We start from the raw sequence: 19,959 nt of genomic DNA, 5'->3' as shown, positions 1-19,959 counted from the left end.
GCCCTATAAAATAGAGCCAATTAATATTATCTTAAGTTGTAGAATGCATTCACACCTTCGAAAATAGCTTCGTCTTCTAAATAGTCTTCAATTCTTAACAATTGATTGTATTTAGCAATTCTATCTGTTCTTGAAGCTGAACCTGTTTTAATTTGTCCACTATTAACTGCCACTGCAAGGTCTGCAATTGTAGTGTCTTCTGTCTCTCCTGATCTATGAGAGATAACACATGTAAATCCATGTCTCTTTGCAAGTTCAATAGCATCTAATGTTTCTGTGATAGTACCAATTTGATTTAACTTAATAAGAATAGAATTGGAAACATTCATTTCTATTCCCTTTTTAAGTCTTTCAACATTAGTTACAAATAAGTCATCTCCAACTAATTGAATTTTCTTTCCAAGTTTTTCTGTAAGTTTTGCCCAACCATCCCAGTCGTCTTCTGCAAGACCATCTTCAATTGAAATAATTGGATATTTTTCAACTAACATTTCATAGTATGAAATAAGTTCATCGGTAGTTCTAACTACTCCTTCACCTTTAAAGTTGTACTTTCCATCTTCATACATTTCTGTAGATGCAACATCTAGAGCTAAAACCACATCTTCTTTTGGTTTGTATCCAGCTTCTTTAATAGCTTCTACTATTGTTTCAAGGGCTTCTTCATTTGAGTTAAGATTTGGAGCAAAACCTCCTTCATCACCAACTGCAGTATTTAATCCTTTGCCCTTTAATACATTTTTAAGTGAATGGAAAATTTCAGCACCCATTCTAATGGCTTCTTTAAATGTATCTGCTCCCACAGGCATAATCATGAATTCTTGAATGTCAACGTTATTATCTGCATGTTCTCCACCATTTAATATATTCATCATAGGAAGTGGAATAACTTTTGAGTTAACACCGCCAAGATATTCATATAGATGAAGTCCTAGTTCATCTGCCGCAGCTTTAGCTACTGCAATTGAAACTCCAAGGATTGCATTGGCACCTAATTTGCCCTTATTTGGTGTTCCGTCAAGTTCTATCATAAGATTATCTATTCTAACTTGTTCAAGAACTTCTTCACCAATTATTTCATCTGCAATGATTTCATTTACATTGTCCACTGCATTTTGAACACCTTTACCAAGGTATCTTGACTTGTCACCATCTCTAAGCTCAACCGCTTCGTGAGCTCCTGTTGATGCTCCTGAAGGAACTATGGCTCTACCAACACCACCTTCTTCAGTTAACACTTCAACTTCTACAGTAGGATTTCCCCTTGAATCAAGAACTTCTCTTGCATATATATCTATAATTCTGCTCATACTAACCTCCAATTAATAATTGATTAAACTTGTGAAACTATCAACTTTTAAACTTGCTCCTCCAACAAGAGCACCATCAATATTTTCCTTAGCCATAATTTCTTTTATATTTTCTGGCTTAACGGATCCACCATATAAAATTCTAGTTTTATCTGCCAAATCTTTAGAATATAGTTCTTCTAAGATACCTCTAATGTATTTACACATTTCTTCAGCATCTTCAGGAGAAGCCGTTTTTCCTGTGCCAATTGCCCAAATAGGTTCATAGGCAATAACAAGTTTGTCTAAATCTTTTTCAGAAATTCCATCTAAATCCTTTGTGATTTGATTTTTTATTTTTTCTTTATATTTTGAAGCTTCTCTTTCTTCTAGCGTTTCACCACAACAAAGGATTGGTGACAACTCTTTAGAAATAGCAGCTTTAACTTTTTTATTCAATAGTTCATCAGATTCATTAAAAATTTCTCTTCTCTCTGAGTGTCCAATAATTACATAGGTTACATTTGAATCTCTTAGCATTTGTCCAGATACTTCCCCGGTAAAAGCTCCTCTGTCTTCAAAATACATATTTTGAGCACCAAGTTTTATATCCGTATCATTTAAAAGTTCACTAGCAAGATAAAGAGAAGTGAATGGAGTAGCTATTATTTTTTCAACATCCTCTGAAAGCTCTTTTTGTTTTAAAGAGTTTATAAATAACTTTGTATCCGATGGAGTATTATTCATCTTCCAGTTTCCCGCTATTATAGGTTTACGCATTTTACCTCCTATTTATCTGAAATGGCATCAATTCCTGGTAGAGTCTTTCCTTCTAAAAATTCTAGTGAAGCTCCACCACCTGTTGAAACATGAGTTACCTTATCCTTATAGCCTGACTTTTCTATAGCTGAAGCGGAATCTCCACCACCAATTATTGTTGTGGCATCTGCTTCTGATAGCGCCTTAGCTATATCAAATGTTCCATTTGCAAATTGTTTAATTTCAAAAACTCCCATTGGGCCATTCCATACAATTGTCTTTGATTTTTTAATTTCTTCTACGAATACGGAAACAGTTCTTGGTCCAATGTCAAAAGCCTTCTCTTCAGGAGTAAAGTCACTTATAGAAATAACTTTAGAAGGAGAATCTTCAGTCATTTCTTCAGCCACTACCGCATCAATTGGTAAGAAGAACTTAACTCCCTTTTCTGTTGCTTTCTTTAGAAGTTCTTTTGCTAAATCTAACTTGTCATTTTCTACAAGGGATTTACCAACTTCATATCCTTCAGATTTTAAGAATGTCCATGCCATTCCTCCACCTACAAGAATACCATCAACTTTGTCAAGCAAGTTGTCTATAACGCCTATCTTGTCACTTACCTTAGCTCCACCAAGGATTGCTATGAAAGGTCTTTCTGGGTTTTCCAAGGCTTTACCCATTATACTAACTTCTTTTTCAACTAAAAATCCAAGGGCAGATTCAAGATGTTTTGACACACCAACATTTGAAGCATGAGCTCTATGGGATGTACCAAAGGCATCATTAACATATAAATCTGCAAGTGAAGCTAATTCTTTTGCAAATTCGTCGCCATTTTTTGTCTCTTCAGCTCTAAATCTTGTGTTTTCTAAAAGAACTATGTCTCCATTTTCTAGCCCTTTACAAGCTTCTTTAACATTTTCATCAACTACTGTATCTGATTGTAAAAATTTAACATCTTTGCCTATTAATTCAGAAAGTTTTTTTGCTACTGGTTCCAATGAAAATTTCTTTTCAGGTCCATTTTTAGGTCTTCCTAAGTGAGACATTAGTATAACTTTTGCATTATGATCTAATAGATATTTTATTGTATCAAGTGATGCGACTATTCTTGTATCATCCGATATTTCTCCTGTTTCAGATGATATAGGTACATTGTAATCCACTCTTACAAGAACCTTTTTACCATCTACATTTAGATCTTTTAAAGTTTTTTTGTTTAACATTTTATCACCTTTACTTAAATTTAGCCCGGTACGACCCGGGCTAAAATATTATTTATAGTTTTTAGCTACAAGTTCAGCTAAGTCAATTACTCTTTGTGAATATCCCCATTCATTGTCATACCAAGAAACCACTTTAACAAAGTTACCGTCGATAACAGTTGTTAATGCAGAGTCAAATATAGAAGCTCTTGGGTCTTTTTGATAGTCAATTGATACAAGTGGTTCATCTGAATATCCTAAGATTCCCTTTAATTCGTTTTCTGAAGCTTTTTTAACTGCTTCGTTAACTTCTTCCTTTGTAACATCTTTTTCAAGTTCAAAAGTAACGTCAACTAAAGAAACTGTTGGGACTGGAACTCTTACAGCATATCCACTTAATTTACCTTCCATTTGAGGAAGAACTAATGAAACTGCCTTTGCAGCCCCTGTTGTTGTAGGAACCATGCTAAGTGCAGCAGCTCTTGCTCTTCTTAAATCTCTATGTTTATTGTCATGAATGTTTTGATCTCCAGTATAAGCGTGGATAGTTGTCATAAGACCACGTTTAATACCAAAGTTTTCATCAATAACTTTTGTTACTGGTGCTAAACAGTTTGTAGTACAAGAAGCATTAGAAATTATATTATCTTCTTCAGGATTATAAGTATCGCAGTTTACACCCATTACGATTGTTTTAATTCCCTTTCCAGGTGCTGTTAAAATAACTTTCTTTGCTCCAGCTTCAATATGTTTTCCTAAACCTTCAGCATCTTTGAAAGCTCCTGTAGAGTCGATTACAAGTTCTACTCCTAATTCTTTCCATGGAAGATTTGCAGGATCTCTATCGTTTACAATCTTAACTACTTTGTCATTTATAACAAATGAATCATCTTTAACTTCGATAGTTCCATCAAACTTTCCGTAAAGTGAATCATATTTAAAAAGATGAGCCATTGTGTCTAAATCTGAACTGAAGTTAATTGCAACAAGTTCTAAATCCGCTTCTTTTCTTTCGAATATTTGTCTAACAACATCCCTTCCTATTCTACCAAAACCATTTACTGCTACTTTCATATTTACCTCCTAGTTTTTTCTTTAATCTTTTGCATATATCATAATGCCAAAGCATTATAATCATCACTAACTTGTATACCCAAATTTGTAAAAAACTCTCATTTTGAAGTATTTTTTCTAATTTTAATTAAATTTATAACAAAGAATTGAATTCACTTTGCCTTAAAGCTTCATAAAGTATAATTGCAACAGAATTCGATAAGTTTAATGAGCGTTTTAATTTATTTGTCATCGGTATTTTGATACATTTTTCCTTATTCTCATTTAAAATGTTTTCAGGTATTCCTGCCGACTCTTTTCCAAACATAATAAAATCACCATCTTTAAATTCCGCATCTGAATAATAACTACTTGCTTTAGTTGTTGCATAGTAAATATTTATACCAGGATTTTTCAAAAGAAAATCCTCATAATTATCATAAATAACCACATCTACGTCTTTCCAATAGTCAAGTCCTGTGCGTCTAAGGGTTTTATCATCCATTTTGAATTTAAATGGCCTTATTAGATGAAGCCTTGTATCAGTTAAATAACATGTTCTTCCAATATTTCCTGTATTTGTAGGCTTTTCAGGCTCCAGCAATACTATATTAAACATTTTTCGCCTCTTTCTTGTAATATAAGCAATAAAAACTTACAGGGCAAATTCCACATTTTGGACTTCTTGAGCTGCAAATCCTTCTTCCATGAAATATTAAAGTGTGATGACTCTTGCTCCACCTATTTCTGTCAATTCTTCTTCTTAATTGCTTTTCAGTTTTTTCTACATTATCTGCATTTGCAATTCCAATTCTATTGGAAACCCTAAAGACATGAGTATCTACGGCAATAGATGGCACATCAAATGCATTTGAAAGTACAACATTTGCAGTCTTTCTTCCAACTCCTGGAAGTTTTACCAACTCTTCCATGGTTTGAGGAACTTCTGAATTAAATTCATCAATTAATATTTGACTAGTTAAAAGTATATTTTTGCTTTTTGAATTAAAAAATCCACAGCTTTTTATAATACTTCCAAGTTCATCAACGGAAAGACTAACCATTTTTTCTGGTGTATTATAGTTTTTAAATAATACTACAGTGGTCTTGTTAACTCTAACATCAGTACATTGTGCCGAAAGAATAGTTGCAATTAAAAGTTCGTATGGAGTTGTATAATTTAATTCAGCCTTAGCGTCGGGATAGGTTTCTTCTAAAATATCCAAAACATCGCTAATTACTTTCATTGTTAAATGCTTACTCATTTTGTAAATTCCTAATCATTTGTATTTCTTTTTTATATCCATATAGGTCGTTAGGAGTTTCTAATATTATTGGAATGTCTTTTAATCTCTCATCATTAACAAATTTCTTAAAAGTTTCTATCCCCAATACTCCTTCGCCTATTTTTTCATGTCTATCTTTTTTTGATCCCAATTCTTTTAGCGTGTCATTAAAATGAATTACTTTTAATTTATCAAGGCCAATAGTTCTTTCAAATTCATCTATTACACCTTCATAATCATTCTTTATGTCATAGCCTGCTGAGTATATATGGCATGTATCAAGACACACTGCCATCTTTTCATAATCTATATTTTCAATTAAATAACCCAGTTCTTCAAACTTACTTCCAATTTCAGTTCCCATGCCAGACATGGTTTCAAGGCATAAATAGACTTCAAGTTCATCATTTAATACCTCATTTAATGATTTAACAATTAAATCCATTCCCTTTTTATAACCCTGTCCCACATGATTTCCTGGATGAAGTACATATCTATCAACATTTAGCTTGCTAAGTCGATAAAGATCTTTTGAAATAATATCCTTAGCATTATCCACAACATTTTCTTTATTTGAAGCCAAATTTATTACATATGGCGCATGACAAACTAATGTGTCAAAATTCTTTTCTTTTCTTAAAGAATTAAATTCATTAATTTCTTCATTTTCTAATGCTCTTCTACTATTCCCCCTTGGATTACTGGCAAAAAACTGAAATGTAGTGCCGCCTTGGTTTAATGACTCGTTAATCGCATTGGGATATCCTTTACTTGTTGAAACGTGAAAACCTAATTTCATAATTCACCTCACACTTCATTATAGCATAAACAATAATTCTCTTTTCTATGGTATAATTTCACTAGGTGATTTTATGTTTAATATAAGAAAGAAAAATTTTGGTAAGCTTGATTTAAAGCTATTTATAATATTATTAGCACTAGTTATCTTTGGATTAATAGTGCTATTTAGTGCAACAAGCACCCTTAGCAACAAAACAATTCTATCTCAAGTCATTGCCACTGTAATAGGTTTTATTTTAATGGCCTTTGTAGTATGTATTGATACGGACTTTATAAAGAAGTTCTATATGCCAATCTATGTAATATGTAATGTTCTTTTATTTTTGGTTCTAATCTTTGGAACTGGTAAAGAACAATGGGGTTCAAATAGCTGGATTGTAATAGGATCTTTCAGATTTCAACCTGCAGAATTCGTTAAAATCGGATTTATTTTATCCTTTGCAAGATACCTTGAGATAAACCAAAAGAGTATTAGCAAGCCTAAAACGCTTTTGAAAATTCTTGCTTTTGGTGGCTTTCCCATACTTTTAATACTCTTACAACCAGATGCTGGGACGGCCTTTGTTTTTATATTTATAATGGCCATAATGCTTTTTATTGCTGGACTAGATTTAAAATATTTTTTAGGTGCACTAGGTATTTTAGTTTTGAGTTCACCAATACTATATAGTAGACTAGAACCCTTTCAAAAAAAGAGGATTTTGACATTCTTAAACCCTGAGCATGACATTTCAGACTCTAGCTATCAAGCTCTTCAAGGTAGAATAGCCATAGGCTCTGGAAAGTTTTTTGGTAAAGGTTATATGAAGGGGACTCAAAGCCAATTTAATTTTATTCCAGAAAAACAAACGGACTACATCTATCCTGTTCTTGTTGAAGAATTTGGATTTATTGGTGGTTTTGCAGTAATCGCATTGTATTTATTATTACTATACAGGCTTGTTGTCCTTGCTGAAAATAGAAAGGACTCTTTTTCCAAATTTGTTATTATGGGACTTGCAGCAATGTTCTTATTCCATATATTTGAAAATATTGGTATGACTCTTGGAGTAATGCCTGTAACAGGAATACCTCTACCATTCTTTAGTTACGGTGGAACTTACCAGTTAATTAACTTGATTGCAGTAGGTATAGTATTTTCTGTTTCAATTCAAAAAGATGCATTATCATTTGAATAAAAAAATTCCTTAAATCCATATGGATCTAAGGAATTTTTTAAATTTTAATGACTTTAGTCTGTTGAGTTCGCTTGCGAACGAAACAATAAACTACCCGCTATGCGGGTAGGCGTTCTTAGGTTATACCAAAAAAATCACCAAGTATTATAATAGAGTTGTTCAGACCTAATATAATAAGAGGTGATTTTGTGGCAAATAAAACTAATTCATTATCTCACACAAAATGGATGTGCAAGTATCACATAGTCTTCACCCCAAAGTATAGACGAAAAGTGATATTTAATCAATATAGAGAAAGTCTCATAGAAATATTTAAATTACTTTGCAAATACAAAGGAGTAGAAATAATAGAAGGGCATATGATGCCAGATCATGTACACATGTTAGTAAGTATTCCACCCAAAATATCAGTATCAAGTTTTATGGGTTATTTAAAAGGGAAAAGTGCATTGATGATGTTTGACAGACATGCGAATTTAAAATATAAATTTGGTAATCGTCATTTTTGGGCAGAAGGATATTATGTGAGCACAGTGGGATTGAATGAAAAAACAATAGCAAAATATATAAGAGAGCAAGAGCAACACGATATAGCACTTGATAAGTTGAGTGTAAAAGAATATACAGATCCATTTGGGAAATAGAAATTAAAAATCCCTTTCAGGGATAAGCTAAAGTGGCAAAAACAGTTAGGTTTGAACAGAGTGAAAACCAGCGCCTTGAGACGCTGGTTGGTATCACTCGGGCTTATAGCCCTTGAACAAACCACCCGTTTGACGGGTGGTCATGATTATTTCAATTGTTTCAATTATACAGTCATAAAGTGGTTTATCCATGCTGTCTGTTTTTGAAAGTTCAATGGATTCAACTACATCCATGCCCTCAACAACTTGGCCAAATACAGTGTGTTTAAAATCAAGCCAGAAAGTGCCACCTTCTTCAGCATATTTGTCTATGACATCGTCTGTATATATGTCGCTATTGCTATTTCTTAATTGCTTGATATAATCTTCTTCCACTTTTCTTTTAGTTACTATGAAGAACTGGCTAGAGTTTGTATTTGGTCCTTTATTTGCCATTGAAATAGCACCTCTAAAGTTTCTTAAGTCATTAGAGAACTCATCTTCAAAGTCACTTCCCCAAATACTTTCTCCTCCCATTCCTGTGCCAGTTGGATCACCTGTTTGAACCATAAAGTCTTCTATTACCCTATGGAATATCACTCCATCATAGTAACCCTTCTTTGAAAGTTCAATAAAGTTCTCACAGGTTTTAGGAGCTAAATCTGGAAATAAATTAATCTTTATATCACCCTTGTTGGTTTTAATTGTCGCTTTAATATTTTTATCATTATCTTTGTCGTATTGTCTAAACATATTTACTCCTCAATTTTCCCAAAGTAGTATCCCTTGCCCCATTTAGTTCGAATTACATGGCCTTCTACGTCATCTATTTTCTCTCTGAGTCTTTTTATATGAACATCTACTGTTCTCAAATGGCCTTCGTAGTTATCTCCCCAAATCTCTTTTGCAATTGTTACTCTTGAATATACAACTCCTGGATTTGAAACTAAAATAAAAAATATATCAAATTCTTTACCAGTTAAATCTACATCTTCTCCGTCGATTTTTACTTTTCGACCAACTACATTGAATTCATAATTTGCAAAGGTAATGACATTTTCTTTATCAAGATTATCATTATTTCTATTAACACCTTTGCAAGAACGCCTTAAAACCGCTCTTATTCTTGCTTTTAACTCTAAGACATTAAATGGAAATACAACATAATCATCAGCCCCATATTCAAGGGCTAAAACTTTTTGAATATCGTCATTAATATTTGTAACAAATATAGTGGGAACATCTCTTATATCGTTCATTTTCTTTTTTAGTTCTAATCCATTTCCATCCATATAATGCATATCAAGCAGCACTATGTCAAAATCTTTATTTTGAAATATATTTAAAGTTTGATGTACCGTATCAGCATAAGTTATATGGTAATTTGAATCTTCTTTAAAATTATAAAGAAGATTGTCTCTATAACTCGACTCGGAAAAAGAAATCAAAATATTAATTTCCATTCTACACCCCTATTCGTTATACAAGAATTAATGATTTATCTTTAAATTTTTCAACCTCTCCTATAATAGCAGATTCAATGTTATTCTCATTTAATTCCCTTAGTAAATCAACAGCGGAACCTTCAGGTAAACTAAATAAAAGTCCTCCTGAAGTTTGTGGATCAAAAATAATATCCGCATTTTCGTTATCGTTTATGATTTTAATTTTATCCCCTATAAAACTCTTATTTTGATAAGCCCCTTCAGGAATAAGACCTAAGTTAAACATCTCTATGGTTCCGTCAATAATTGGTATTTCATCAAAGTGAAGCTTTATTGTCTTGTCACTTCCTTCGGCCATTTCTAAAAGATGACCTGCAAGTCCAAATCCTGTAATGTCAGTGCAGCTATTAATTGGATATTTTACAGCAATATCCTTAGCATACTTATTTAATAATGACATATACTTTACAATATTTCTTTCAAGGCTATCATCTATAATTCCACCTTTAAAGGCAGTGTTTAATATACCAGTACCTATTGGCTTAGTTATTATTAGAACATCTCTTTCTTTACAAGTGGAGTTTGCCCAAACCTTGTCAGGATGAACAGTTCCTGTAACTGAAAGTCCAAACTTAGGCTCATCATCTTGAACAGTGTGGCCCCCTACTAATAGACACTCGGCTTCACTAACCTTTTCTGCCCCACCTTTTAATACTTCAGAAAGTATTGAAGGGTCTAAGCATGAAGGGAAACATACAATATTAAGTGCTACAAGAGGATCTCCACCCATGGCATATACGTCGGACAGACTATTTGCTGCCGCTATTCTTCCATAATTATATGGATCATCTACTATAGGAGTAAAAAAATCTAGTGTTTGTATAATTGCCACATCATCATTTATTTTATAAACTGCGGCATCATCTGAAGTTTCTATTCCTACTAATAGATTTTCATCCCTTATATCTTCTTTAGGTAGTTTACGCAAAACTTGCGCCAAGACATCTGGTCCAAACTTTGCTGCTCAACCTGAAGTTTTTGCATATTGTGTTAGTTTTACATCTATATTTTTACTCATAAATCCTCCAAATCTAATAAACAGAAATTAAATCTTTTAATTTCTCGTAAGTTTTATCTCCTATTCCAGAGATATTTTTTATATCTTCTAATTTAGAAAAACCTGTATTTTCACGATATCTAATTATTTCATCAGCTCGACTATCCCCTATTCCTGGAAGAGTTTTTAACTCATCTTTACTAGCAGTATTTAAATTTATCTTACCAGTAGAACTAGAGAGTCCAGATTGACCTGAAACCTCATTAGATCCTATTTCATCTTTAGAAGGGATATATATTTTCATTTCGTCTTCTAGCCTTTTTGCCAAATTTACATCTTTTAATGAAGCTTTATCAGTAGCTCCACCAGCTAATACCAACAAATCATTTACTCTATCATCGGTGGTTAGTTTATACAAACCCGGATTTACAACCTCTCCATCTATATGAACATAAACCTCTTTAGGTTTCTCTGAAGTTTCATCAACATTTGTATTGGCAAATTGCAATAAATTTTGCTCTGGCTCCTCAATTGAACTATTTGATTTATAAAATCCAACTCCTGTAAGAACTGCAACAAGAATGATTATAATTATTTTATCTTTATTTCTCTTTAACATATTTACCCCTCTTTATAGTAACACTAACATTCTAAAATATCTACAAAAGTTACGAAATTTTAAAATTTATAAAAAGTGTTACTTTAATTTAATTTTATCCTATTAAATTAAAATTAAACAAAATTTTAGTAGTTATTTTAATTGGATTAAACAAATAAAAGGAACAAAAGAAACTGTTGGGGGGGTATGAATAAACATACCACCTCAACAGTTTTTATTAAAAAAATTGCACTTACTCTACAAATCACCTAAAATAAAGTCACCACAACCAAATAAAGGAGGTAAAGTAAGTGCAAATAAATAATATCACAAAGCTTGTGGGAATAAAAGGTATAAAATTAGAAAAAGTAGAAGAAACAGAAGACAAGATAACAATAACAGGTAAATGCAAGAAAAGACCTAAAACATGTCCTTGTTGTGGATCAAAAAAGATAGAAATACATGACCATAGACATCAAAACATAAGAGATCTACCATATAGAGATAAACAAGTAATACTAAAAATAGACGTACGAAGATTTAAATGTAGACAGTGCAATAAAAGATTTACAGAATCTAAACCATTCGTATCAAAACATTGCCAAATAACAACAAGACTCAAAAGAAGAGTATTAGAAGAATTTAAAAATAAAATATCCATCAAAGATATAGCTAAAAAATTTTACATTTCACCCAAAACAGTCTCAAATATAATAGATACCATAGAAATAAAAAGATTAAAACTAGGAGAAGTACTAAATATAGACGAATTCAAAGGCGACTCCGGAAGAGAGAAATACCAGACAATAATAGCAGATAGTCAAAATAAAAAGATATTAGACGTACTACCAACAAGGAAATTTGATTACCTAGATAAATACTTCAGTCAAATACCAAAAGAAGAAAAAGATAAAGTAAAAATCTTCGTAAGCGATATGTATAGACCATACAGAGATATAAAGAAAAAACACTTTCCAAACGCAAAACATCTAATAGACAGATATCACTTCATAAGACAGGTAACATGGGGATTTGAAAACACAAGAATAGCAGAATCAAAAAAGATGAAAAAACAAGAAAGAACACACTTTATGAGAAGTAAATCCCTACTGACAAAACCAATGATAAAACTACACGAAGATGAAAAAATAAAAGTATCAATAATGTTAGAAAGAAACGAAGAAATAAGAAAAGCATACCTAACAAAAGAAACCTTCTACAATTTAGTAATGAAGAGCGAAAACAAAGAGAAAGCTCAAAAAAACATACAAGGTTGGATAGAATACCTGTTAAAAGACGGATCCATTAAGTGGAGAGCCTGTTTAACAGCCTTTAAGAACTGGATAGAACCAATATCCAATAGCTTTGACTACGAATTCACCAATGGGTACGTAGAAGGAATGAACAACAAAATAAAAGTATTAAAGAGAATAACATTTGGAATGAAAAATTTCAAAAGATTTAGAAATAGGATATTAGCACTCGAATAATATACAAGAACTGAATAAAAGAATTAGCTTTTAGGAAAAATAAGCCTATAGGCTTATTAAGTGAACCTAAAAACAGTAAAAAAGTGACTATTTAGTTAGGTCTTTTAAAAGTAAGTGAATAATGATGTATAAATAAGAGGAGATGCCAACTTTATAGGTTAGCATCCCCCAACGGATTCTTTAGAACCATAAAAAAAGATGGGCACTTACCCATCTTCTAATAATCAATTTTTAGTCTAAAACTCTTCTTGCTGTCATAAAATTCTTTACATAGTAACTAGAGTTTACATCAGTTATTATAACTCCTTCTTTTGGTGTAGAAGCATGAATCATTTTACCATCTCCCACATATAATCCAACATGTGTAATTCTATTTCCACCAAATGTTGAGAAGAATAATAAATCTCCTGGTTTTAAGTTATCTCTACTTACAGCGTATCCATTTAAAGCTTGATCTCTTGAGCTTCTATTTAATGTTACACCAGCATGTGTCTTATATAGATAGTAAACAAGACCTGAGCAGTCAAAGCCTACTGAAGGATTTGCTGAAGCATAAACATATTTATATCCTAAATACTTATATGCATCTCCTACAATATTATTAATAGCTGCGTTTGAACTAACATTATTTGTAGATTCTTTTATTTCTTCAACTTCTTCTTTAACTTCTTCAACCTTAACTTCTTTATCTGATATATAGGACTTAGCAACATATCCAGTTAAAGAATTATATTTTATTTTAACCCAGCCATTTGATTCAATTCCTGAAACTTTAGTACCCTTAGGTATAACAGTAAGTATTTTTGTGTCTGTACCTTGTCCTTCTCTAAGGTTTAAAGCTGAAGTTAACCATCCTTCGACAGCTTTTTCTGGAGCTTCATCTTTTACAGGATCTTTTGCTTGTTCTTTAACTTCAGGTTTTTCTTCTTTTGTTTCTTCAACTTTTTCAGCTTCTGGTTCTTCTACTTTTACTTTTGTATTTGAAATGAAATCACGAGAAATATAAGCTGTTTTCCCTTCATAGGATATTTTAATCCAGCCATTTGATTCTGTTCCTGAAATTTCTGAACCAACTGGTAAAACTCCCACTATATTATTATCATCTATTACAGCGGATGATCTAACATTTAAGTTTCTAGTTATATATCCCTTTACAGGAAGTTCTATAACCTTAGACTCATCTGTTTCGATTGTAGGTGCTATTATCTCTTTATCTGTATCTGAAAGAGTATTTCCTGAAACAACTGGAACTTCTGATTCTTCTTTTTCTATAGGTTTTGATTCTTCTACCTTTTTAGAATCTTCCACAACATTTTCAGTTTTAACTTCTTCTTTAGATACTGAGCTAAGCTCTACATCTTCTTTAACTTCTTTTTCTTGTACTTTAATCTCTTGTACTTTGTTTTCTTTTTGTTCTACATTATTATTTACATAATTTACAGAAACGGTATTTTTTTCTAATTTAGAATCTTCATTTAAGTTTTCTAAACTAGCAATGTACTCTGTTTTTTCTTCAGATACCTTAGGTTCCTCAGATTTTATATTCTTGAAATTATCATTTGAATAATTCACAGTCTTTTTAATTGTTGAAATTGATTCAACATATGTTTCAGGTTTTTCTGATATAAGTCCTTTTATTGTTTCTTTCGAATATACCGTCCCTGAAATTATCATTACTGAAGCTAAACTAAAAGCTCCAAGTCTCTTCTTGTTCATAGTATTATTTTCCTCCCAAAATTCTACTACAATAATAGTAAAGGAACTTTTTCAATATGTCAACAAAAGTTACAGAATAGTTACAAAAATCTTACGAAATTGTTACAAAAAAGTAAAATATAGGTAATTTTTAAGATTTTCGAAATTTTTTCATTAAAAAAGCCACCTTAATAGGTAGCTTTAATAAACAATAACTGGTGTTCCCATCTCCGTATTCTCATATATTGTTCTCATGGATTTAAGCGGTGTGTTAATACATCCATGACTTCCTGCCCAAAGGTATCTCTTACCTCCAAATGAGCTTTGCCAATAGGCATCATGAATTCCAACACCCGTATAGTCTATTTGCATCCAATAGTTAACCCAGCTTTCGTATTTGGATCCATCTGCATTTAATCCTCTTAGATATCTATCTTGATTTTTAATCCAAACCTTCCAAACACCTCTTGGCGTATTATATCTTCCATTAGGTAGTCCTGTTACAATAGGAGTGTCTGCAATTACTTCTCCATTTTTGTAATAGATCATTCTTTGATCCGCAATAGATATTTCTATATAGGTGTTTCCGATTTCTCCATTATTTATGGCTTCACTGGAATAGACTATAGGGATTTTATTATCTGCATCGTTGGTTAGGCTATTATAAATTGCATCCGTAGTTTTATCTCTATTGATTTGGACGCCAAAGTTTCCTCCAGAAACTTTAATTTTATTCCCACTAAATGTAGTAAAATCTCTTTCTGCCCTTAGATTGTCATATTTAGATTTCAATTCCATTACAAAATCTTTTACTTTGTCTTTTGACACTTCATAAGTTTTTTCATCAACAAACTTTTCATAGTCAGTAATAGGCTCTTCTTTGCCATCTTGTAAGACTAATGTTATATTTTTATCTGCTAATTTACTTAATGAATTATATTTTTCCTTCAAGTCATCTTCATAAATTTCTGGAAAAATATAATAGTCTTTATCAAGTTTTAAACTATCTTCAAAACTTAAAAATGCATCTTCAATCCCTTTGGTAAGTTTTTCAATATTTAGTTTGTTTCCTTCTATTTCTTTATTAAGAACATAATTCCCATCTTCAAATACTATATTTGCATCCACAGGATTTACTTGTTTCTTTATTAAGTCGGAACTATAAATCCATTTATTTAAATTCTCAGTGTTAACCTCTCTAATCAATTTATTATTATAAGTATGGCTCTTAAAAATTTGTATTGGCCATAAAAACTCTTGTTGGTCAACAACTATTTCTTTTTCCCAATTTGACTTAAACCCAAGTTTTTTTGGGTTCAGAGTGTACTCGTTACCATCTTTATCTTCTATTTTTATATCTTGAAATCTACTAGTTTCAAATACTTCATGTATCTTTTTAAGTGGAACCTCAACTCCATTAACTTTTGTATTGGGATATGTGTAATTGGAAAAAACATAAACTCCACCAAAATAAATTATTGCTATAAAAGCTAATATAGTAATAAAAATCTTTCTTTTTTTCAATTAAATTCTCCTGTTATGATTCAAAATTCGAAATAATTTCCACTGAAGTTTCTTCTATGGTTTTATTTGTAACATTGATTATCTTACAACCAATTTTTTCATATAATTCCATTGCATAGTTTAATTCTTTATCTATTCTATCATTGGAACTATATTCTGCAAAGGAATATATGCCAAGGGATTCTAATCTTTTTTGTCTAATTTCATTTAATTTGTCTTGATCAATAATAAGTCCAAATATCTTTTTAGAATCAACGTTAAATAACTCCTTTGGTGGTTCAATTTCTGGAACTATTGGTATGTTACAAACCTTATAATTTTTAAAAGCTAAGTTTAATGATAATGGGGTTTTAGATGTTCTAGAAATTCCAAGCAAAACTATATCCGCAAGGGCTATTCCCTTAGGATCTTTCCCATCATCATATTTCATCGCAAATTCTACAGCACTAATCTTTTCGAAGTACTCTTCCCCTAGTTGATGAGAAAGAGCAGCCTCTCTCTTTGCCTCTTGATTAAAAAAGGTTTCTGCTGCAGCAAGTGGCGCTTCAAATAAATCTACAAACAAAAACTTGTTTTCATTGCATTTACTTCTAAGATATTTTAACAACTCTCTATTCACAATGGTAGAGTATATTAAATTATCTCCCTTAACTTCATCAAATATCTTATCTATTTCTTCATTGGACATGATATTATGAAATTTCACAACGTTTAATTGTTCAATATCAAAGTGAACCTTTATTGCATCTGTAACATTTGAAGCAGTCTCTCCTGTAGAATCTGAAATAATTATTATATTTTTATTCTTTGTCATATGAATCCCCTTTTAGTAAGCTCTCATATGCTTCCAATAAATTATTTGGATGTTCATCGATTAAGCTATCAATCCTACAATAGTCACTATAGTTTTTAACTACATCTTCTCTGAATTTTAATATTATAAATTGGTATATATCTCTCTTAAGTTCATCCGAGTCTAAAACCATATTGCCATTCTTTATATAAAGATAAAGATTATCATCTATCAATCTCGATATGTCTAAATTCCATCTTTCATTTAAAATCAATTTAATAATTGCCGAAGCATATCGTCTTATCTCAGAGGTCTGATACTCTGAAATACTATCATTAATTTTTGAATATATGAAATAATTAGTTATCTCATCAAGCTTATCTGCTAAGCTTAAAACTTTTGCAGCCGTAGATTTTGGTATACTATCGTGGAAAAATCTCGGTCTGTAATGATCTATAACCGTATTTGATACTATATCATTATTTCCCATCTTTTTAGAGTATAAGCATCCTACTACTCCCTTTAGCTGAGGATAGGACTTTACTATATCTGTTGTTAAATCAAATTTAGCAATTTCCGAAGCCATTTCAAGATTTTCTTCCGTTTCATCTCCCACTAAAAGATATTCGCCAACTATAATAGAAAGTTCTTTTATCCTTAAGGTTTTGTCATATAGGGTACCAACTCTATCTTTTAGTGTCATTTCTTTCATATTTTCATAATAGTAGGAATAGTCTTTTTCAAGAACTTTATTCCATTTATTTAAAACAGCTGATATCTCTTCTTCAATTTCTTGTATCAAGTTATTTATATATAGCTCATCATTTTTTCGATTTTTCTCTATACATAGAATATAATAAGGCATAATCTGACCCTTATCTGTAAAAAGAGGAACTACATTACAAATATCCATAAGAATTGAAATTATTAGTTCTTTAGGAAATTTTAAAATCTCTTGATTAAAGGAAGCAACCACCGGATGAGGCATGTTATACTCAACTATAAAATTTTCAAGCATATAGTCTATATTATTAAATTGACTACCATGTTCTTTTGCAATTTTATTAGCTGCCTTTCGAAAATATTCTTTTCTCTTTTCGTTTTCAAATATTATATTATTTTCTGCCAGTTTTTCCTTATAAGACTCAATATTATTAATCTTAAAAAATGCAATATCGTCATTTCTATTGGATAAGTCAGTTTCGGAAAAGTCTAAAATCTTATCATCTTCTACTCCTTGAACCCAAATAATATAATCCCATAGATTATTTGAATATTTCAGCCCTTTAATTGGAATATATATGGTATTTAAAGTTTTAACTATAAAATCGACCAGGAATTTTTCCGAATATTCTTGGTCTATAAAATTAAAGTTAAATAAAATTCTATTTTTGCTATAGTTGATTTTTAAATCTGAGTAGGAAATTTTTAAATCTTTTAGTTTCTTTCTAATAGACTCTTTAAGAGAGTTCACCGCAACATCATAAAGATTATACGGTAAACCATCTATTCCTATCTCAATTAATAATTCATTACTCATTATTACCTTCCTAATTCTGTTTTAAATATGAAACAGAATTTAATTTTGATAATTCAAATATGTTTATAACCGTTTTTAAAACAGCTTTTAAAAGAAAATAGCCATCTTCATAATTTATGTCTGGAATTTCTTTGAATTTTGCAAATAATAAATTCCTAATTAGGATACATTGATTATAATCTAAAACAATTGTTGGCGTATCCGAAATTGGTCTAATATAGATACTTCCTTCATCTATATTATAATAATAATTTCTATTCTTAACCAGCTCTTGTTCTGAAAAGTTAAATGTTGTTCTATATCCTGTTATTCCAAGTAGCTTTAATATATAGGCAATAGTAAGTAAGTTTTCATTATTTCCCTTGGCCAAATGACTTAAATAAGATGAAGTAAGATCATAAATTTTTTCATCTGGAACAAGCTTTGGAAAAATCTTACTTAATATTTCTATAACAATATTTCCTAATACTGTTTTGTTTTTGCTTTTAGTTATTCCATAATTTGAGGCTATTAAATCACTTTCTTTCAAAAAAGATATTTCTTGTTTTGGTACTATGTTTGCATAGTGCTCTGAAAATATATCCATAAACTTCACCGAGTTCTTTGTGCCCTTTGAGCTTATATTCAAATCAATCTTTCCAAAGTCTCTACTAAAACAATTTAATATCTGTGAGTTTTCTCTAATCTTAAAATGATTTAATACTATTATCTTAGTCTGTCTTGTTTCCATTATTTGTAACCAAAGTTTTGTAACTTGTTTAGATTATTTCTCCAATCCGCATCAATTTTAACCCACAATCTCAAATTCACCTGTGAGTCCAAAAAAGTTTCCATGTCGGTTCTTGCGGTCATACCTATTTTTTTAATCATCTCGCCACCTTTTCCAATGACTATTCCCTTATGACTCTTCTTTTCTACTAATATGGTGGCTTCTATATCATAAAGTTCTCTATTTTCACGCTTTTTAAACTTATTTATTTCAATATTAATACCATGAGGTACTTCTTCCTGTAAAAATAATAATGCCTTTTCTCTAACTATTTCTGCACAAATAGATCTTACACTTTGATCTGTTATTTCATCTTCATCATAGTATTTAGGCCCTTCTGGTAACATTTCGTAAATAGTTTCAAAGTATTCGTCTATATTCCTTCCTGTAAGTGCAGAAATAGGAAGTATTATATCAAAAATTCCAAATTCTTCAAAAGTCTTTATTATCTCTTGAGTTCTTTCTTCAGATATTATATCCGTTTTATTAATAAGAAGTATTATCGGTTTTTTCTCTTCTTTTAATTTTGAAATTATATAATTTTCATTTTCTCCTATAACACCTGAATTATCTACTATATAAGTTATTATGTCAACGTCTTTAAATGCAGATGTGGCTGACTCCAACATAAACTCACCTAATTTGTTCTTAGGTTTTTGTATTCCTGGAGTATCTATGAAGATACATTGCATTTTGTCGTCCGTATATATAAATTTAATATTATTTCTTGTTGTTTGAGGTCTACTTGATACAATAGATATTCTCTCACCTATTACCTTATTTAAAAATGTTGATTTCCCAACATTAGACCTTCCTATTATTGAAATAAATCCTGATTTGAACATCTTACCTCC

The 19,959-nt window shown here is 31.0% G+C and carries 20 protein-coding genes; 3 read left to right on the top strand and 17 right to left on the bottom strand.

The features are described from left to right. Nucleotides 1-26 precede the first annotated feature (26 nt). The 7 genes from eno to L6651_RS01530 all read right to left on the bottom strand — a co-directional run bounded on the left by eno (nt 27) and on the right by L6651_RS01530 (nt 6,391). A complete protein-coding gene (gene eno, locus L6651_RS01560; RefSeq protein ID WP_237036304.1) occupies nt 27-1,310 on the bottom strand; it encodes a phosphopyruvate hydratase in 1,284 nt (427 codons plus the stop codon). Between the two features lie 12 nt (nt 1,311-1,322). Further along, nucleotides 1,323-2,069, bottom strand: a complete 747-nt coding sequence (gene tpiA, locus L6651_RS01555; protein WP_237036303.1) for a triose-phosphate isomerase — start codon at nt 2,067-2,069, stop codon at nt 1,323-1,325. Nucleotides 2,070-2,077: 8 nt separating this feature from the next. Then, entirely contained in the window at nt 2,078-3,274 is a 1,197-nt protein-coding gene (locus L6651_RS01550) for a phosphoglycerate kinase (protein ID WP_237036302.1), read from the bottom strand. 48 nt (nt 3,275-3,322) lie between these two features. Continuing rightward, nucleotides 3,323-4,327: a type I glyceraldehyde-3-phosphate dehydrogenase gene (gene gap / locus L6651_RS01545; protein WP_237036301.1), complete on the bottom strand. Its 1,005-nt coding sequence runs from the start codon at nt 4,325-4,327 to the stop codon at nt 3,323-3,325. Nucleotides 4,328-4,460: 133 nt separating this feature from the next. Continuing rightward, complete coding sequence (locus L6651_RS01540) at nt 4,461-4,925, bottom strand: tRNA (cytidine(34)-2'-O)-methyltransferase (RefSeq protein WP_237036300.1); 465 nt, start codon at nt 4,923-4,925, stop codon at nt 4,461-4,463. Further along, nucleotides 4,918-5,571 (bottom strand): endonuclease III, encoded by a 654-nt coding sequence (gene nth, locus L6651_RS01535; protein ID WP_237036299.1) that lies wholly within the window; start codon nt 5,569-5,571, stop codon nt 4,918-4,920. The genes L6651_RS01540 and nth overlap by 8 nt, the downstream gene beginning before the upstream one ends. Further along, nucleotides 5,564-6,391, bottom strand: coding sequence for a deoxyribonuclease IV (locus tag L6651_RS01530; RefSeq protein WP_237036298.1), 828 nt, complete (start codon nt 6,389-6,391; stop codon nt 5,564-5,566). Before L6651_RS01530 ends, nth begins: the two co-directional genes overlap by 8 nt. Nucleotides 6,392-6,464: 73 nt before the next feature. Here L6651_RS01530 and rodA point away from each other — a divergent pair, with 73 nt between their 5' ends. Together rodA and tnpA are read left to right on the top strand one after the other, a co-directional pair. After that, entirely contained in the window at nt 6,465-7,571 is a 1,107-nt protein-coding gene (gene rodA, locus L6651_RS01525) for a rod shape-determining protein RodA (protein WP_237036297.1), read from the top strand. Nucleotides 7,572-7,759: 188 nt separating this feature from the next. Then, nucleotides 7,760-8,215 (top strand): IS200/IS605 family transposase, encoded by a 456-nt coding sequence (gene tnpA / locus L6651_RS01520; protein WP_237036064.1) that lies wholly within the window; start codon nt 7,760-7,762, stop codon nt 8,213-8,215. 93 nt (nt 8,216-8,308) lie between these two features. Here the strand turns inward: tnpA and L6651_RS01515 are convergent, their stop codons facing one another. Genes L6651_RS01515 through L6651_RS01500 form a run of 4 tightly spaced genes read right to left on the bottom strand, consistent with a single transcriptional unit; the run spans nt 8,309 to nt 11,315 of the window. Beyond that, a complete protein-coding gene (locus L6651_RS01515; RefSeq protein ID WP_237036296.1) occupies nt 8,309-8,947 on the bottom strand; it encodes a peptidylprolyl isomerase in 639 nt (212 codons plus the stop codon). A gap of 2 nt (nt 8,948-8,949) precedes the next feature. Continuing rightward, entirely contained in the window at nt 8,950-9,657 is a 708-nt protein-coding gene (locus L6651_RS01510) for a response regulator transcription factor (RefSeq protein ID WP_237036295.1), read from the bottom strand. A 16-nt stretch (nt 9,658-9,673) separates the two neighbouring features. Then, nucleotides 9,674-10,717: a selenide, water dikinase SelD gene (selD, locus tag L6651_RS01505; RefSeq protein WP_255784604.1), complete on the bottom strand. Its 1,044-nt coding sequence runs from the start codon at nt 10,715-10,717 to the stop codon at nt 9,674-9,676. A 13-nt stretch (nt 10,718-10,730) separates the two neighbouring features. Continuing rightward, nucleotides 10,731-11,315, bottom strand: coding sequence for a helix-hairpin-helix domain-containing protein (locus L6651_RS01500; protein WP_237036293.1), 585 nt, complete (start codon nt 11,313-11,315; stop codon nt 10,731-10,733). A 290-nt stretch (nt 11,316-11,605) separates the two neighbouring features. On the opposite strand from L6651_RS01500, the gene L6651_RS01495 reads away from it, so the two are divergent. After that, complete coding sequence (locus L6651_RS01495) at nt 11,606-12,784, top strand: ISL3 family transposase (protein ID WP_237036292.1); 1,179 nt, start codon at nt 11,606-11,608, stop codon at nt 12,782-12,784. Nucleotides 12,785-13,015: 231 nt separating this feature from the next. Here the strand turns inward: L6651_RS01495 and L6651_RS01490 are convergent, their stop codons facing one another. The 6 genes from L6651_RS01490 to era form a co-directional block, all read right to left on the bottom strand. Then, nucleotides 13,016-14,500, bottom strand: a complete 1,485-nt coding sequence (locus tag L6651_RS01490) for a C40 family peptidase (protein WP_237036291.1) — start codon at nt 14,498-14,500, stop codon at nt 13,016-13,018. A gap of 180 nt (nt 14,501-14,680) precedes the next feature. Then, nucleotides 14,681-16,003 (bottom strand): L,D-transpeptidase family protein, encoded by a 1,323-nt coding sequence (locus L6651_RS01485; protein WP_237036290.1) that lies wholly within the window; start codon nt 16,001-16,003, stop codon nt 14,681-14,683. A 13-nt stretch (nt 16,004-16,016) separates the two neighbouring features. Further along, the gene (locus L6651_RS01480; RefSeq protein ID WP_237036289.1) at nt 16,017-16,817 is read right to left on the bottom strand and encodes a pyruvate, water dikinase regulatory protein; all 801 of its coding nucleotides are present in this window, start codon (nt 16,815-16,817) and stop codon (nt 16,017-16,019) included. Continuing rightward, complete coding sequence (locus L6651_RS01475; RefSeq protein ID WP_237036288.1) at nt 16,804-18,336, bottom strand: glycine--tRNA ligase subunit beta; 1,533 nt, start codon at nt 18,334-18,336, stop codon at nt 16,804-16,806. The genes L6651_RS01480 and L6651_RS01475 overlap by 14 nt, the downstream gene beginning before the upstream one ends. A gap of 10 nt (nt 18,337-18,346) precedes the next feature. After that, on the bottom strand, nt 18,347-19,066 hold the full coding sequence (gene recO, locus L6651_RS01470) for a DNA repair protein RecO (RefSeq protein ID WP_237036287.1): 720 nt from the start codon (nt 19,064-19,066) through the stop codon (nt 18,347-18,349). Beyond that, the gene (era, locus tag L6651_RS01465) at nt 19,066-19,950 is read right to left on the bottom strand and encodes a GTPase Era (protein WP_237036286.1); all 885 of its coding nucleotides are present in this window, start codon (nt 19,948-19,950) and stop codon (nt 19,066-19,068) included. Before era ends, recO begins: the two co-directional genes overlap by 1 nt. Nucleotides 19,951-19,959 lie beyond the last annotated feature (9 nt).

Source organism: Mediannikoviicoccus vaginalis (assembly GCF_928097925.1).
GTDB classification, from domain to species: domain Bacteria; phylum Bacillota; class Clostridia; order Tissierellales; family Peptoniphilaceae; genus Mediannikoviicoccus; species Mediannikoviicoccus vaginalis.
Note: the sequence above shows the minus strand (reverse complement) of the source record. Positions and strands in the feature narration are given on the sequence as shown.